Raw genomic sequence first — 14,101 nt, 5'->3', positions numbered from 1 at the left:
TCCCGTTCGGCCCTTGACCAATTCATCCGCTGCCCGCGGTGCTTTTACCAGCAGCGCAAGCTGGGATTGAAGCAACCGTCGATTGTACCACTCACGCTTGCAGTAGCGACTGATGCGCTGCTCAAGAACGAATTCGATGCCATCCGTGGACAGGATGTGGCCCATGCAGTTTGGCAGAAATATGGACTGAATGTCAGGGCCTTCGAGCACTCTGACATCGAGCTATGGCGTAACAACTTCAAAGGCATCCGCATTCAGCATGCATGCGGCGCTGAGGTGTTCGGCGCGGTGGATGACGTTTGGGAGAACCTGGACACAGGTGAACTGCACATCGTCGATTACAAAAGCACCTCTAAGCAGGGCGAGCCATCAATCGATGTTGGCTGGGGCGAAGGCTACAAGCGCCAGATGGAAATCTACCAGTGGCTCTTCAGGCAGGCCGGCCAACTAGTAAGCAAAACCGGCTACTTCCTGTACGTCAATGGCAGCAAGCAAGGCGGGTTTTATGCTTCTGGCACCGAGGGCGTCATGCACTTTACGACAACCCTGATCACATATGAAGGCGATGACAGCTGGGTCGATGCGAAGGTCATCGAGGCCATGGAGTGCTTCCGCGCAGATGAAATGCCCCAGAGGGGCTCAGACTGCGACAATTGTCGTTACTTTGAAGAACGTTCGGCGCTGGAATGACGACTGCCAGTTCGACGCGATTGCAGGTTCCATTTTTTCAGCATGGTCGCTGCGCAAAAACTGCCCCGGTTCTCAGCTTCTAGCTTCAACGCAAGATGGGTCGCAACATCGCCGGGTTCCTGAATGTGCCGTCGTATGGCAGCAGAGGTTTGCCGTTCAAACACCCAAGAGTTGTATAAGTTGAACTTTGTCGTGGCGCCTCGGCATAGTTGCAATCGCGCCGGCTACGGCATTTGCGCGGTCATCATGGCCACCGGGTGCATGGTCGATGGCGTCACGGCCAGTGCGGCTAGTGCGGCGTTCCAACCCGGCAAGCTGGCGCTTCACGGTCTCACAAGGCGGCAACTGCACCCGGCCAGAATTGAGCGCGGCCAGCAATTCCAAATACAGCCCGGATCTGTCCAATTCCGCGACCTCATAGGCAATGCTGTGCTTCTGAAACTCATCACGCGGCCACCGGCCAGCGTATCGGTCGCCAGTAACCCGCTTGATGCCGTAACCCTTCAGGACACCGGCAAATTCGGCCACGGCATCGGCTGGAGATCCCCTGCGGCCTCGCACAAGGTCTATAACTGCTTCATCATTCTCACGGTGAGCAATGGAAAGTGTGAACTCATCAGCGCCGCCGCCGGCAGGGTCCACGAATGCGTGATAGGTGATACCAGTGGATGGCGGCAGCTCCAGCGGCTTTGGCCTCATGCAGCCTGCCAACAGTTCAGCGTCCAGAAAGGCGGCAATGCCGCTGCGGAACTCGGCCAGATATTCCGCCCGTGCCGCCTCTGGATCATTAGCCAACGCCCGCTCAACAACGTCAGCTGCGATTGACGGGTTCATTGTCAGAGTTGGCGCTTGTGCCACCAGCACCCGGCATTCTGCATCATTGGCAAAGCTTCGCCGGTAAGCATCCCAAAGCGCCCCACGCTTGGCGTAGGGCGATGACAACGCCAGCAGCTTGCCGCCCAGTGTGGCCAGCGCCGGCCTCAGGGCTTGAATAATCTCTCGATCCGGATTGGCACCGTCCGAATGCCAAAAGGCAATCTCATCAGCGATGACGGCAGCCAGCGTATAGCCGCGCACGGACCGGAAAGACGCGGTGCCAATCTCTATTGCCGCCCTGTTGCTAAACTCTAGTGTCGTTTCCGTCTCGCGGGTCAGCATCTTGGCAAACATCGGGTTGCCTTCGATCAATCCGCGCACGTAGCGCATGGCGGTGCGGGCCTGCGGGCGGTCGGCTGCTATCACCAGAACTGTTGCCACTTCGCCAGGGGAAAGCTTGGCGCGATGATCGCGGAATAGCGCCTCAAAGACGGCTAGCAAGGCGCTGATATGGGTCTTGCCGCCGCGCCGGCCCATAACCAGCCAAAGCTCATCAAACGCGCTCTGAGGGGCATTCTGGCGGCCTGTAAGCGCATTGAAGGTGACAGCCTCGCCATCATCAAGTGCCAGCCCATGAAAGCCAGCCAGCAGCGCCCGCCATGCCGCGAACCTATCGCTACCAAAAACGCCACCGAACAGTGCTGGATCCGTCATTGCGTCTCGGATAGTGACGCTCATTGCTCCGCCAACTTTGCGGCCAAGAACTGCTCTAGACTTGGCGTCACGTCCTTAAGCCGGCGATCCAACCCCAGATCCGCCAGCAGACGACGCAAGCTATTTGCGGCAGTGGTGAAGGCGGCTACATCAAAGTCAGCGCCATTGGCCAGCGCCGTCTCTTGCCCTTCGCACCAGATGATAAGCGCCGCTGCGCGCTGGATGATCGCCTGTTGCGGTGGCGTCGGGCTACCACCCAAATGGTGCGCAAGATCAGCCGCCAGTTCCCGGAAGCGCCGGCCGCCATGTGTCCGCCCATCCACATTGGCAATCGGGCTTGTGCCGTTGCCAAGCCGGGTCCGGGCTTGCCTCTGTGGCCCTGCTATGTGGCGGCTATCATCGGTCATGTGGGCCCTTTATCCGTGTGATGATACGTATACTACACTATTGCCATACTGGACGCCACATATTCCACTGTTATCAATATGTTATACAAATTGGCCCTTTGATACATTATCAGGCGCTCCGCCGCATTAGCCGGACTAGATCGCCATCATCGGGCAGAAAAACATAGTCGCCATGCACGTACCGGCTGGCCGGGTTTACTCCCTGACAAAAGACACATCAGCCCCAGTCGGATGCCGGACAATGGACACGCCTTATAGGCGTGTGTCCTGTCCGTCCGGCTTTGATCCGCTTCTGCACTCGGACTAATCCGGCGATTGTCCGGATTAGTCCGCTTTGCCCGGTTGCCTAGCGCGCAGCGTAATGGCTGCAAGGTCACCGGGGTCCGTTACCATGAACAAATCGCCATGGTTGCTAACACGGCCTAGCTGAACAAGGTCAGCACGAAGGCGGCGGAACATCCGACTAACGCTTTCGGGCTTCATGTCCGGGTTGGCGGCCGCATACCATTTGCAAAAGACTTCACGCCAAGGCTTTTCGGTAATGCCGATGAATTGCCCGTCATCATCAAACTGGTCGCTTTGAGTCGCTGCATCCGTGAACGCATGAAGTGCGACACGCTGGCCGTTGTTTAAGCGCTCTTTCTTGACTGGCGCATCGGTTTGGACCAGCACGGCGCTGGATATCCCGTCTTCTATTTCTACATCCTTCAACTCAAATGTAATCGGCGGCGGCAATGGCCCATCCTTCATTCGGGTGCATGTAAGCTTTATAATAGAATTATCTTTCTGAATCCTGTATTCACCTTCAAGGGAAGCTTTAAGCGCTATTGAACCTCTAGCACGGTCCTTATCGGCATGCCCCGAATGATGAACGATCATTGCAGCGCAGCCCGGGAATTCAGCTTTTAGGTTATCGATAGCGGCAACGAATGACACCATATCTTTTGTTTGATTTTCATCACCCGGCCCAAAGTTTCGCGCTAGCGTGTCGATCTCGATAAGCGCGGGCGCGCCATACTGTGCGGCCATGGCGTGAACCGCTTCCACCACCTTCTTTGCGCTGTCCCCATCGTTGAATTGTGCTGGCCGACTGGACAAGAACAAAGGCGCGACTTTGATGGAAACGCCCCTTGCCTTTGACCATGCAGCCATGCGGCGCGCGAGACCGCCGATGCCTTCGCCAACAATGATGAACACCGGGCCTTGCTTGACCGCCCGCCCATGAAACGGCGTGCCTGTGGCGATGCAAAGTGCCATTTCAAGCGCAATAAAGCTTTTGCCGTCGCCAGGGGCGCCAAACATATTTGACAACGCGTCTGTCTCTAGCAGCTCATCAATTAGATATTCGGGCTTTTTGATCGACAGATCGCCGGCGCGGACGAAGTGGAATTCCTTTGAAGGCTTGGCCTTGTTGCCTGCAATCGCCGGCGCTTCCAACAGCGCCCGCAGATCCCCGCCTGCAGCGCGATAGTCGTTGGCGTCCTGCCCAGACGTCGGCGGTATAACAACGCGTGCGCCGCCGAGTGATGCCGCCTTGTCGGCATATTTGCGGCCCACGCCATGCTCATCATTATCGGCAACGATCACCAGTTCTTGTGACCGCCCATGCTTGGCTCGCAAAGCCTTTGCTACGGACGGCAGGTTACTGGCGTTGAATGCCACCACACATGGGCGGTTCATCACCTCGACAATGGTGGCAGCGGTCGCGAAACCTTCGGCAATGAACAATGGGCCAGGTTGTTCCGCCTCGCCTATTATCCACCAGCAGTCTTTAGTCTGGGCGCCAGAATGAAACCGCTTGCCACCCTCGCCGTTGATATATTGCACCGACGCCAGCACCCCCTCCGACGTGTATAGCGGCACCATCAATCGCCCGTCGTCGGTGACGCGTACGCCGTGCGGTGCCACGCCTTTGCGGGCCAAATAGGGATGATCTGGGCCGGCAGACTTTGCGCATTCCCAAATCGTTTCAGCAACGCCTGCCACCGCTTCGCTCAACCGGTCCTTCGCTTCATCACGCGCCTTTTTTGCCTCAGCCATGCGGCTTGCGTGCTGGGCTTGCTCTACCGGCGACAAGGCGCGGCCAAAATCGGCGCACCACGTTTTGTCTATGCCGTTTTTCCAGTCACCAAAGCGACCAGCCGGAATGCCGTCAGAGAATCCGATAAGCCAGCCAGACTTGTCGCCTTTCCTGCCTATATCGAAGCGGCGCAGCTTGCCATCCAGCAGGATCCTAGCCGGCGGCTCTATCCCTGCCGCCTTCATAGCGTCAGCAAGTTGCACCTCTGGCGGATCGGGCTCATGCGGATGTGGCGGAATGAACGGACCGCCTAGGATCTTGGCTATATCTTGATGCATGGCAAAGCCTCATGGCTTGCACCAGCAGGGGACAGACAGTATACGAGATCAAAGCCTCTACGCTTTTATAACCCGCATCGGTAATCCCACCGGTGCGGGTTTTGTTATGCGGTGGCGATTTTGGCGGCGTCCTTGATCTTTGGCGGCGCAGCCTTAACAGCGTTTTGCACTTGGCCCCGCTTGCTATACGCGTCGATATCGGCGGCGTCCCAGTAGCGGCGACGGTTAATCACAAGCTTAGGCTTGGGGAAGGCGACGCCTTCATCTTTCATCCAGCGCCACAACGTCATATGCGATACGCCAAACATATCGATGACGGCTTTTGCGGGTAATAGCTTTTCTGTCACGGTCCACCTCATGTGCTAACAGGGTGGAACCTCATAGAAAGCAATGTTGGGTGTAATGCAAAGGGGCCTATTACACTTTTGGCTTTCCAAATGTGTGGGCGACCATTTTCATCACCACGGTTTCCCATCCTGATACGTCTGGGGACATATCCCTTAGAACCCCGGTCATTGCCTTCGTGGCTTGCTCGTATTGCTTTATAGCCTCTGGCCTCTGGCGGTGGCCCAAAAAGTTCTTGCGCAGCGTTTTCAACTGGGAGCCCGTTATTACACCCCCTGTTGCGCGCGCAACACGATTGCACGCGTCGTCCTGCGACAGGCCGCTCTGCAATAACAAGTCGACTGCGGCGGCAGCGATTGCATCTTGGCCAGCTTTAAACAGAGGCTTGCCAACGTCATCTTGCGTAAACTCATACCCAAGCCATCTAAGTGGCAGGATATGGCCAGGCATGGCCCCTTCATCCTCCAAATAATCGATAACGGCTAGTAGCGCGGCAATCGCTCCGTGTTTTTGATGCTGGGTGTGCAGAACACGTGCAGCTTCCAAGCGTTCAAAGAGTTGATCTCGGTTCCCGTTCACGACACCGCCCCCTTGATCTGCACCACGTTGTCCGCCCCGCCTTGCACCAGCCGCATGACGTAGTTGCCCCACGCCTCCAGCGCCTCGCGCTTCTCGTCGGCGTAGTCGTGTCGCTGATAAACAGACACGATGCCCCCTGCCGTGCCGCTAACGTGATTTAGGACCGCCTCTGTCACCCGCACCGGAATACGAAGGCTAGCAAGTCCCGTCGCGCAAGTGCGGCGCAAGTCATGCAATCGCCAGGGCTTGATCTCGATTGGGACGTCTTCGCCGGCGTCCTGCTCAGCAATTTCCACCATCTTGCCATGAACGGCAGCATGGGACTTCGAAAAGCCACTCACCTGCGTCTTGCCGGTCGTGGTGAAGATGTAGCGGTCGTTTCTGGGGCTTAGCACCACGTCCACAGATTCTAGAACGGCCAAGGCGGCAGATGACAGCGGCACATCATGGGCGCGCGCATTCTTGGTCCGTTTACTATCCAAGTGCCAAACTGAACCGTTGATCTCGCTTTGCGTCATCCCGGCCACTTCGCCGCGCCGCTGGCCAGTCAGCAACAGCATTTTGAACAGCGGCCCAAACGGCTGGCCAACGGCCTCACACGCCAGCCAGAACAGTTTGATCTCCACGTCTGACAGCACCCGGTCGCGCGGCTTCTCGTCGAGCATGGTCTGGATGCCCGTGGCCGGATTGGCGGCGATGATGTCTTCTGCAACGCACCAGTTCAGAAATGCATGAAGGTGCGCCAACACACGGTTGGCAGTCGTCAACCGTCCAGAATCTTCAATGCGGCGCACAAGATCCCGAATGTCGCGCTTCGCGATGTCGTAAATGTCTCTGTCCGCCCATCCCTCGTGCTTGATGCCCTTCACCTCCCAAGGGTTCAGAACAACCCGTTCAAGAAAGCCCTTCACCTGTTCACCTGATTTAAGCTTGGCCAGGTCGCGACGGTGATACTCTCTCACAAGCTTGTCCAACTTGTTGCGCCGGTCGGCGTCGGCGTTGGCCTTGTCCTGCTTTGCCGCCCGCTGTTCGGTTAGCGGGTTCACACCGCGAAGCACTTTTTCCCGCGCCTCGTCGGCAACGGCCCGCGCCTCTTTCAAGGTCATTTGCTTCTCACGGCCAAGGGTCATGTTGTAGCCCTTGCCGCCAAACCGATAGCGGAACGCCCATGACTTAGTGCCGCTTCGCTGCACCACCAGATAGAGGCCTTCACCGTCCGCGATCTCCAGAACCTTGTCCGGGTTAGGCTTGACGTTTTCCACCTGCTTTGCGGTCAGCTTCCTTGCCATGCCTCAACCTCCATACGTAACACGATACGTAACAAACATGGGCGATAATGCCTGTTACGTTGCCGGAACGAACAATAGAGAAAAATGGCAAAAATACAATGCATAGCATGGGCTTGTAATTGTCAGATAGTTTTACACTGTGACGCCCTGTTAGCCCAAGAATTTTAACTCTTAATCAGCGGGTCCCAGGTTCGAGCCCTGGTGCGTCCACCAATATTATTTTGAAAATCAACACTCTAGTCGATCGGCCCAAAACGGTACCCTGCATCGGTGCCTGCTAGGCATCAGATAGGCATCAGGGCGCAGCAAAGGTGCAAGTCGCCCCCGTCTCCGAACGGGCGCCCCACCCCCCTTCAAATTCCTGCCAAGCCAGACCCCACCCCGGCGCCCCCCCCTTTTCCCAGATATGGGACCCACGCTTCCTTCGTACATACTGATCTGCACATTGGATGACGGCGTCTCGAGCACAGGCATTAGGCCACGTGGACAAAGCTTGACCTGAGACTCGGTCACTGATTCAAGGCTGTCTTTTGGAGGCGGCATTGGGCGAACGGATTGGGGTTAGCGATGACGAGTGGGCGCTGATCGGTCCATTGTTGCCGTCGGAGCGCGGACGCGGGTGCCGTCCTGCTGGTGATAACCGGCCGTACTTTGAGGGCATGATGCGGATGGCGCGGTCGGGGGCGCAGTGGCGGCTGCTTCCGGACGAATATGGCAAGTGGAACAGCGTGTTCCGGCGCTATCGGCGTTGGGTGGAGACCGGCGTATTCGACGCCTTGCTGGAGACGCTGGCCGAGACGGTGACGCGCGATACCAGCGCCGACATGATCGACAGCACCCAAGCTGACTGCTGTCTGTGCACCCCCAGCGGCTGCGCGGGCTGGGGGATCGCCTCCAGTGCAACCTTGGCCTTGAAATCCGCGCTTTGACGCTTCCCCGTCGACTTCCCCCCGTCCATCCTTCAGATCGGGAATAGCTTAACAGCCTGTCCAGTTTTCCGGGATCACCTCACTGTGACTGCCCGTCAAATTCGTCATTCTCGTTAAAGTCGGGGGTGTAGTCTTCGCTATCGTGATTGCCACTTTGACGACTTTGACTACTTTGACGGGGAACATCGCCGTTAACCGGCCCAGCCTGCAATCCAGCCCGCTTCGATGCCTTTCCCGAACGCAAAGCTGGAGCCCACCGCTGCCACCACCGCAGTGCGCTGATCGAGCCCTAGCAGCGCCCGCAGCCGCACCGTCGCCTCGATCCCCGTGCAATGACCCCCGAGCAGATAGGCAAGGCCCTTGAGGCGTCCCGCGGTTTCGACAAGTACGGCGTCCGGCTTGGCGAAAAGATGGATGCCCCCAATAACGGCGTGCAGGCGGGAATCGCCCGTGATCGCGCCCGCTGCGTCGGCAATGTTCATGATTCCGGCATGGCCGCATCCGGTGATGATAACCGTGCCCGCGGCAGTCGCGATCACCAGCGAGCTATCCTCGCGCACTGTATCGGGGACGAGAGTGCCACCAGCCTCGATGAACAGGCCGGCATTCCAGTTGGTTTCGGCATGGCCGCGCGGCACTGGCCCGGTGAGCCAGACGCCAGTTACAAGCTCGGCAGGGGCGGAAACTTCGCTGATCCGCCCGCCGGTGGCGAGATAAGCCTTTGCCAGATCGGAAAAGCCGTTCTCGTTCGGTGCTGCTCCGCCCGCTTCAAAGCGCGCGTCGAAAATGCCGGCCCCCACATGGAGGTGAGAAAGGGCCGACGGGTTTTTCGCCATCATTGCTTTACGCAGCGTAATAAGGCCGCCGGTGTGATCATCGTGAAAATGCGTGATGATCACATCTTCAACTGTGGACAGGTCGACCTTCAGCATTTTGGCATTGCGCAGCACGATATCAGGATCCGCACCTGTATCGAACAGGATGCGCTTGCCATCGACCTCGACCAGCGCGGCGTAGCCCCATTCGCCGAAGCCTTTCGTATCAGCAACCATGGTTGAAAGGGTCGTGACTTTCAACATCTTGGCCCGATGAGCGGTGCCGTCGGCCGCCTCAGCAGTGCTGCAGATCAGGGTTACTAACGCCATCACAAGTGCCGCCATCCAGGATTTCATCGTAGCGCTCTCCCCTAACTTAGCCGCTGTAGAATATGATCGCGCGCTTTACAGCAACAAGCAATCCTCCTCCCCCTACCTGCTGCTACGCCGCGATCATCATGTGGTGGATGCCGTGTTTGGTCCCCACTTCTGCCAGCGTCAGGTCCCCGTGGATCGCCTCCAGCGCAACCTTGGCCTTGAAGTCCGCGCTGTAGCGCTTTCTCCTCGTCTTCATTCCCGTCAATCCTTCAGAGCGGGAATAGCTTACCACCCTGTCCAGTTTTCCGGGACCACCTCACGATCGCGATGCGAACGGCTAACCTTCACCGCCAAGTTTTTGCAGAGGCGGCTGCGTCATAGCAAAACTGGCGGTGGTCGGTTCTGTGTAGAATGCGAGGCAATCCTGCGCACCTTCGCGCCCCATGCCGCTGTCCTTGAAGCCGCCGAAGGGCGCGCGAAGTTCCCGCATCATGGGCGTGTTGACCCAAATGACGCCGGCACGGATTTCCCGCGAGCAGCGCAGCGCCGTCGGCAGATGGTCGGTCCAGACATAGGCCGCCAGCCCGAAGCGACTGTCGTTCGCGATCGCAATTGCCTCGTCCTCGGTGTCAAACAGGATGAAGGTGGCAAACGGGCCAAACATCTCTGTCTGGGCACGAACACTGGCGTTGCTCGCGGCCAGCACCACGGTCGGTTCCAGATAGAAACCCGGGCCATCGATGGCGCCGCCGCCGATCAGCAGCCGATCGTCGCCCAGATTGTCGGCAAACGACAGGACGTGGCGGCGATGGGCATCGGAAATCACCGGCCCGAGCTCGGTCGCCGGGTCCATCGGATCGCCGATCCTGAGCGCGGCCGTGCGCGCCAGAAAGCGCTGGATGAAATCATCGGCGATCGAACGCTGGACGAGGATACGCGAACCGGCCAGACATTGCTGGCCGTTATTGGAAAATATGCCCAGCAACGCGCCATCGAGTGCCCGGTCGAGATCGGCGCTGGCAAAAATGATGTTGGCGGATTTGCCGCCCAGTTCCATGGTTACGGGCACCAGCCGGGCGGCGGCGGATGAGGCAATTGCCCGGCCGGTGGCGGTTCCGCCGGTGAAGGAGACCAGATCGACGCCGTCGTGATTGATCAGCGCCTGCCCGGTGATCGGGCCGCGGCCGTTGACCAGATTGACGACACCCGGAGGCACGCCGGCTTCTTCGATGAGCTGGACGAGCCGCGCGACGGCCAGCGGGGTAAGCTCGGAGGGCTTGACCACGGCGCTGTTGCCAAAGGCGATGGCAGCCGCGATCTTCATGCTGGTCAGCGGTACCGGCGCATTCCACGGTGACAGCAGGGCCGCCACGCCGACCGGGTGGCGGGTGACCATGGTCAGGCATCGCGGATCCTGCGTGAAAACCTGCCCGGCGGCTTGCGAGGCGACTTCGGCAAACATGGTGAAATTCTGTGCGGCGCGCGGCATGTGGATGCGTTGCAATCGCGCCATCGGCAGGCCGGAATTCAGGCATTCCAACCAGGCGAGTTCCTCGGCATGGGCGGTGACCAGCGCCGCCACACGGTGCATGATGATGCCGCGTTCCTCTGTGCCCATGCGCCGCCACGGGCCATGATCAAAGGCCTCCCGCGCGGCGCCCACCGCCATATCCACGACATGGGCGTCGGCTTCGCACAGTTCGGAAACGATGCGCCCGTCACCGGGATAGACGATGGGCAGTCGCTGGCCTTGGGCTGTTGCAGACGATCCGGCGATGTGGCTGGTGACAGCTTGCGGAACTTGCCACTTGGTCAACATCGGCGCCTCCGCTAAGCAGCTTGCGTGGTACAATCCGGTTTGGTCGATGGCAATGTCTTCATCCATTTGTCAGTCTCCGACCTGCCGAAAGACATTCAGGACCCGAATGGCGACCGACACCAAGTCCAGCCCAACCGGCATCGGCCGACGCCAGATCGGTTCCGATGCCAGTGGCAGCCTGCCCGTCTATCACCAGCTGCATCTGATCATCGGCCAGCGTATCCGTGACAGGGTATATCCGCCCGGCGCGCTGCTGCCTTCGGAATTCCTGCTTGCCGAACAGTTTGGCGTGTCGCGGGTTTCGGTGCGTCGCACCCTTGCCCTGCTGGAACGGGATGGCCTGATCGTCCGCCGCCGCGGCATCGGAACCTTTGTGGCCAGCACGCCCGCCGCGCCGGCTGACACCATTGCCGGCATGATCGACAATCTGATCACCATCGGCCTCGAGACCGAGGCAACCCTGCTCGATTTCGGTGCCGATCCAGCGCCGCCGGCCTATGTGGTGGGAACACTCGAACTGTCGCACGGCTGCGATCCGATCCGCATCCGCCGACTGCGCTCGCACCGCGGCTCGCCCTTTTCGGTGTCGTCGATCTGGATTTCTGCGGCCACGGCCGCCTTGATCGATCCCGAGACCCTGGGCGATCGCACCACCGTGGCGGCCCTGGAAACCGCCGGCATCCGCTCTGCCAGTGCCGAACAAACCATAAGCGCCACGCTGGCCGATCATGAAGTGGGCGCCTGGCTCGATGTGCCGCTCGGTTCGGCACTGGTGCTGCTGCGACGCACGGTGCGTGATGTGGCCAATGCGCCGCTGCTGTTCCAGCAAAGCCTGTATCGGCCGGACCGTTATGAATATCACATGCTCCTGAGCCGCGACCAGAGCGCCGGGCGTCCACGTTGGCGCCACGTCGGCTAATCTGCCGCCGGATCGAGCGCTTCGGCCAGGCGTTCCCGCCAACCGGCGATGCCCGGCATTTGCGCGGCGGGTTCCGCGCCCAGCCGTGCCATCAGCCGCGCCGCCAGGCAGGCGTTGGCGCTGAGCAGGGGCAATCGGTGCGGCCAGCGGGCCAGCAACTTCAGGGTTGGCAAGCCGGTGCCGCTGACCAGCACCGCATCAAGGCCGGACATATCGAGTGAAGCGAGCACCGGCGCTGCATCTGCCGAATTCAGATCATAAATCCCGCGTGTGTCATCAGAAACGATGCGCACCTGCGCGGTGCGCACGATGGTGAGGCCGGCCGCTTCCCAATGCAGCCGGGCGGCGTGCGCCAGTGCTGCCGGATAGGGGGAGACGATGGCAATGCGCCGTGCCCCCACAAGTTCCAGCGCCCAGGCAATCGCGGCGGCGGCCGTGTCGATGGTGATGCCGGTCGTCTCCGAAATGCGCGCCAGTATCTCTGCCTCGCGCGCCGGGCCCACCAGATAGGTTGATCCGGTGCAGGCAAAGCCGAACACATCGGGCCTGAAACTGTCGAATGCGGCCACCGCGCGGTCCAGCCGTTCCAGATAATCTACCAGACGGTCGGCAGGGTCTGTTGCCGGGCTTTGCAGGCGGGTCACGTGCAGCGAACAGCGGCGCGGCAGCATGATCCCGAATTCGGCTTCCACGGCCGGATTGGCCTGCGGTGTGGCAATGCCGATCCGGCCGGCGCTGCCATAATCACGCATCATACCAGTGCCTCGGCGCGCCGCAGCCCGGCAATCATCGATGATCGCAGCAAATGGGTCCGCAGCCGATCCCGATCGGCCACGATCGATTGCAGATTGGCAAACGCTTCGCGGCGCCGCTCGCCATCACGCTCCTGCATCCGGGAGCGGTTTTCATGGGCCTGGCCCAGAATCTCTTCGGCCGCGATCGGCCGGCGGCTGCGATCGTAACGATCCAGCCGCGCCAGATCGCCATTCGGCCACATGTCTGCGATCGCACTGGTCAGGGCAAAGGCATCATGAATGCCGCCATTCATACCCATGCCCCCCGACGGCGAATTGATATGGGCTGCATCGCCGGCGAGCAAGACGCGGCCGATCCGGAAATTCTCGACGATCTTGCGATGCACGCGATAGGGGCGGATTTCCATCACGTCATACGGCGTATCGCGCGGCACGATGCGCTGCAGCTTACGTTCGATGGCGGCGGGCGTGAGCGCATCTTCGATCGATTCCCCGGCATCGGGATAAAGGCTGCAGCGCCACAGATCGGGCAGCCGCAGCAAGCTGTACGTGCCTTGCCGTGTCCAGACATAATTGACATTTGACAGGCCTTCGAGATTTGCTTCGAAGGCAAAGCGCGTCGTGGCGAGAATGGTGGTTTCGGGATAGGTTTCCCCATGCATGTCCACGCCAAGCTGCTGCCGCACCTGGCTGCGGCCGCCGTCGGCCGCCACCAACAGCCGGCCGGCAACGGCAAAGGCCTCGCCAGAACCTGTCCGCACATGGGCCACGACGCCATCGCCATCCTGCGCCACCGTTTCCACCCGGGCATCAAAGATGATGCGGACATTCGGATCGTCCTGCAGCCACCCCAGAAGCAACCGGCAGAGCCTGGATTGTTCGCACTGCAGGCGGAACGGGTGGGCGGTGTCGTCCTTCAACACCGAAAGGTCGAACACGACGCGTTCGCCGCTTTCGTGCATTCGGATCTGCCATTCCGGCGACACCAGCCCCTGCGCGATCAAGGGGGCGGCGAGCCCGTAACGATCAAGCATGTCGAGGGTGGGCGGATGAAAGGTGGAGGCGCGAAGGTCTTCGGGCAGATCGGCCTGCGCCTCCAGCACCACGCAAGGGATTCCGAAGCCGCTGAGCCGGAGCGCGGTCGTCAACCCGACCGGGCCCGCTCCGACGATCACGACCTGTTTGTCCTGCCCCATCGGCACCCTCATTGCATCCCGCACACGTAGCAAGAAAGATACAACGGGCAAGCGTTCCGATACGCGGCTGCGACCAAATTGGCCAGAGACCCTTGACGCTTGCCTGCTTGCGAGTCTCTACTTGTGTTGAATTTGAAACATGTGCCAGGATT

13 protein-coding genes and 1 pseudogene are annotated in these 14,101 nt (G+C 59.8%); 3 read left to right on the top strand and 11 right to left on the bottom strand.

The genetic code is table 11. The features are described from left to right. Positions 1 to 690: PD-(D/E)XK nuclease family protein (locus tag Q7O19_RS09515; RefSeq protein ID WP_303810176.1), on the top strand; the 690-nt coding region annotated here is incomplete at its 5' end. A gap of 156 nt (positions 691 to 846) precedes the next feature. Here the strand turns inward: Q7O19_RS09515 and Q7O19_RS09510 are convergent. The 6 genes from Q7O19_RS09510 to Q7O19_RS09485 form a co-directional block, all read right to left on the bottom strand. Then, positions 847 to 2,220 (bottom strand): hypothetical protein, encoded by a 1,374-nt coding sequence (locus tag Q7O19_RS09510; RefSeq protein WP_303810175.1) that lies wholly within the window; start codon positions 2,218 to 2,220, stop codon positions 847 to 849. A gap of 20 nt (positions 2,221 to 2,240) precedes the next feature. Then, positions 2,241 to 2,627, bottom strand: coding sequence for a hypothetical protein (locus Q7O19_RS09505; RefSeq protein ID WP_303810173.1), 387 nt, complete (start codon positions 2,625 to 2,627; stop codon positions 2,241 to 2,243). A gap of 324 nt (positions 2,628 to 2,951) precedes the next feature. Further along, positions 2,952 to 4,985 carry an AAA family ATPase gene (locus Q7O19_RS09500; protein WP_303810171.1) on the bottom strand — a complete coding sequence of 678 codons (2,034 nt, stop codon included), beginning with the start codon at positions 4,983 to 4,985 and terminating at the stop codon, positions 2,952 to 2,954. Positions 4,986 to 5,089: 104 nt separating this feature from the next. After that, positions 5,090 to 5,332 carry an AlpA family transcriptional regulator gene (locus Q7O19_RS09495; protein ID WP_303810169.1) on the bottom strand — a complete coding sequence of 81 codons (243 nt, stop codon included), beginning with the start codon at positions 5,330 to 5,332 and terminating at the stop codon, positions 5,090 to 5,092. 70 nt (positions 5,333 to 5,402) lie between these two features. After that, complete coding sequence (locus Q7O19_RS09490) at positions 5,403 to 5,909, bottom strand: hypothetical protein (RefSeq protein WP_303810167.1); 507 nt, start codon at positions 5,907 to 5,909, stop codon at positions 5,403 to 5,405. Then, a complete protein-coding gene (locus tag Q7O19_RS09485) occupies positions 5,906 to 7,198 on the bottom strand; it encodes a site-specific integrase (RefSeq protein WP_303810166.1) in 1,293 nt (430 codons plus the stop codon). Before Q7O19_RS09485 ends, Q7O19_RS09490 begins: the two co-directional genes overlap by 4 nt. Positions 7,199 to 7,740: 542 nt before the next feature. Between Q7O19_RS09485 and Q7O19_RS09480 the strand changes: the two genes are divergently transcribed. After that, positions 7,741 to 8,127: a transposase gene (locus tag Q7O19_RS09480; RefSeq protein WP_303810164.1), complete on the top strand. Its 387-nt coding sequence runs from the start codon at positions 7,741 to 7,743 to the stop codon at positions 8,125 to 8,127. Positions 8,128 to 8,318: 191 nt separating this feature from the next. Here Q7O19_RS09480 and Q7O19_RS09475 read toward each other — a convergent pair whose 3' ends face one another. The 3 genes and pseudogenes from Q7O19_RS09475 to Q7O19_RS09465 form a co-directional block, all read right to left on the bottom strand. Further along, positions 8,319 to 9,299, bottom strand: coding sequence for an MBL fold metallo-hydrolase (locus Q7O19_RS09475; protein WP_303810162.1), 981 nt, complete (start codon positions 9,297 to 9,299; stop codon positions 8,319 to 8,321). A gap of 88 nt (positions 9,300 to 9,387) precedes the next feature. Next, positions 9,388 to 9,516: pseudogene (locus Q7O19_RS09470) on the bottom strand (transposase); the annotation flags it as partial. 81 nt (positions 9,517 to 9,597) lie between these two features. Continuing rightward, on the bottom strand, positions 9,598 to 11,079 hold the full coding sequence (locus Q7O19_RS09465) for an aldehyde dehydrogenase (RefSeq protein ID WP_303810160.1): 1,482 nt from the start codon (positions 11,077 to 11,079) through the stop codon (positions 9,598 to 9,600). Positions 11,080 to 11,185: 106 nt separating this feature from the next. Here Q7O19_RS09465 and Q7O19_RS09460 point away from each other — a divergent pair, with 106 nt between their 5' ends. Further along, entirely contained in the window at positions 11,186 to 11,998 is an 813-nt protein-coding gene (locus tag Q7O19_RS09460; protein WP_303810159.1) for a GntR family transcriptional regulator, read from the top strand. Here Q7O19_RS09460 and Q7O19_RS09455 read toward each other — a convergent pair. After that, on the bottom strand, positions 11,995 to 12,753 hold the full coding sequence (locus Q7O19_RS09455) for a hypothetical protein (RefSeq protein WP_303810157.1): 759 nt from the start codon (positions 12,751 to 12,753) through the stop codon (positions 11,995 to 11,997). The two genes, Q7O19_RS09460 and Q7O19_RS09455, sit on opposite strands and share 4 nt — an antisense overlap. Further along, entirely contained in the window at positions 12,750 to 13,949 is a 1,200-nt protein-coding gene (locus tag Q7O19_RS09450) for an NAD(P)/FAD-dependent oxidoreductase (protein WP_303810156.1), read from the bottom strand. The genes Q7O19_RS09455 and Q7O19_RS09450 overlap by 4 nt, the downstream gene beginning before the upstream one ends. Positions 13,950 to 14,101: the final 152 nt, after the last annotated feature.

This window comes from Sandarakinorhabdus limnophila DSM 17366, from assembly GCF_945882885.1.
Taxonomy (GTDB): Bacteria; Pseudomonadota; Alphaproteobacteria; order Sphingomonadales; family Sphingomonadaceae; genus Sandarakinorhabdus; species Sandarakinorhabdus limnophila_A.
Note: the sequence above shows the minus strand (reverse complement) of the source record. Positions and strands in the feature narration are given on the sequence as shown.

Excerpts from the sequence above, each read along its gene's own strand:
- Q7O19_RS09510 (WP_303810175.1), bottom strand. The coding sequence starts at position 2,220 with ATGACGGATCCAGCACTGTTCGGTGGCGTTTTTGGTAGCGATAGGTTC.
- Q7O19_RS09505 (WP_303810173.1), bottom strand. The coding sequence starts at position 2,627 with ATGACCGATGATAGCCGCCACATAGCAGGGCCACAGAGGCAAGCCCGG.
- Q7O19_RS09500 (WP_303810171.1), bottom strand. The coding sequence starts at position 4,985 with ATGCATCAAGATATAGCCAAGATCCTAGGCGGTCCGTTCATTCCGCCA.
- Q7O19_RS09485 (WP_303810166.1), bottom strand. The coding sequence starts at position 7,198 with ATGGCAAGGAAGCTGACCGCAAAGCAGGTGGAAAACGTCAAGCCTAAC.
- Q7O19_RS09475 (WP_303810162.1), bottom strand. The coding sequence starts at position 9,299 with ATGAAATCCTGGATGGCGGCACTTGTGATGGCGTTAGTAACCCTGATC.
- Q7O19_RS09465 (WP_303810160.1), bottom strand. The coding sequence starts at position 11,079 with ATGTTGACCAAGTGGCAAGTTCCGCAAGCTGTCACCAGCCACATCGCC.
- Q7O19_RS09460 (WP_303810159.1), top strand. The coding sequence starts at position 11,186 with ATGGCGACCGACACCAAGTCCAGCCCAACCGGCATCGGCCGACGCCAG.
- Q7O19_RS09455 (WP_303810157.1), bottom strand. The coding sequence starts at position 12,753 with ATGATGCGTGATTATGGCAGCGCCGGCCGGATCGGCATTGCCACACCG.
- Q7O19_RS09450 (WP_303810156.1), bottom strand. The coding sequence starts at position 13,949 with ATGGGGCAGGACAAACAGGTCGTGATCGTCGGAGCGGGCCCGGTCGGG.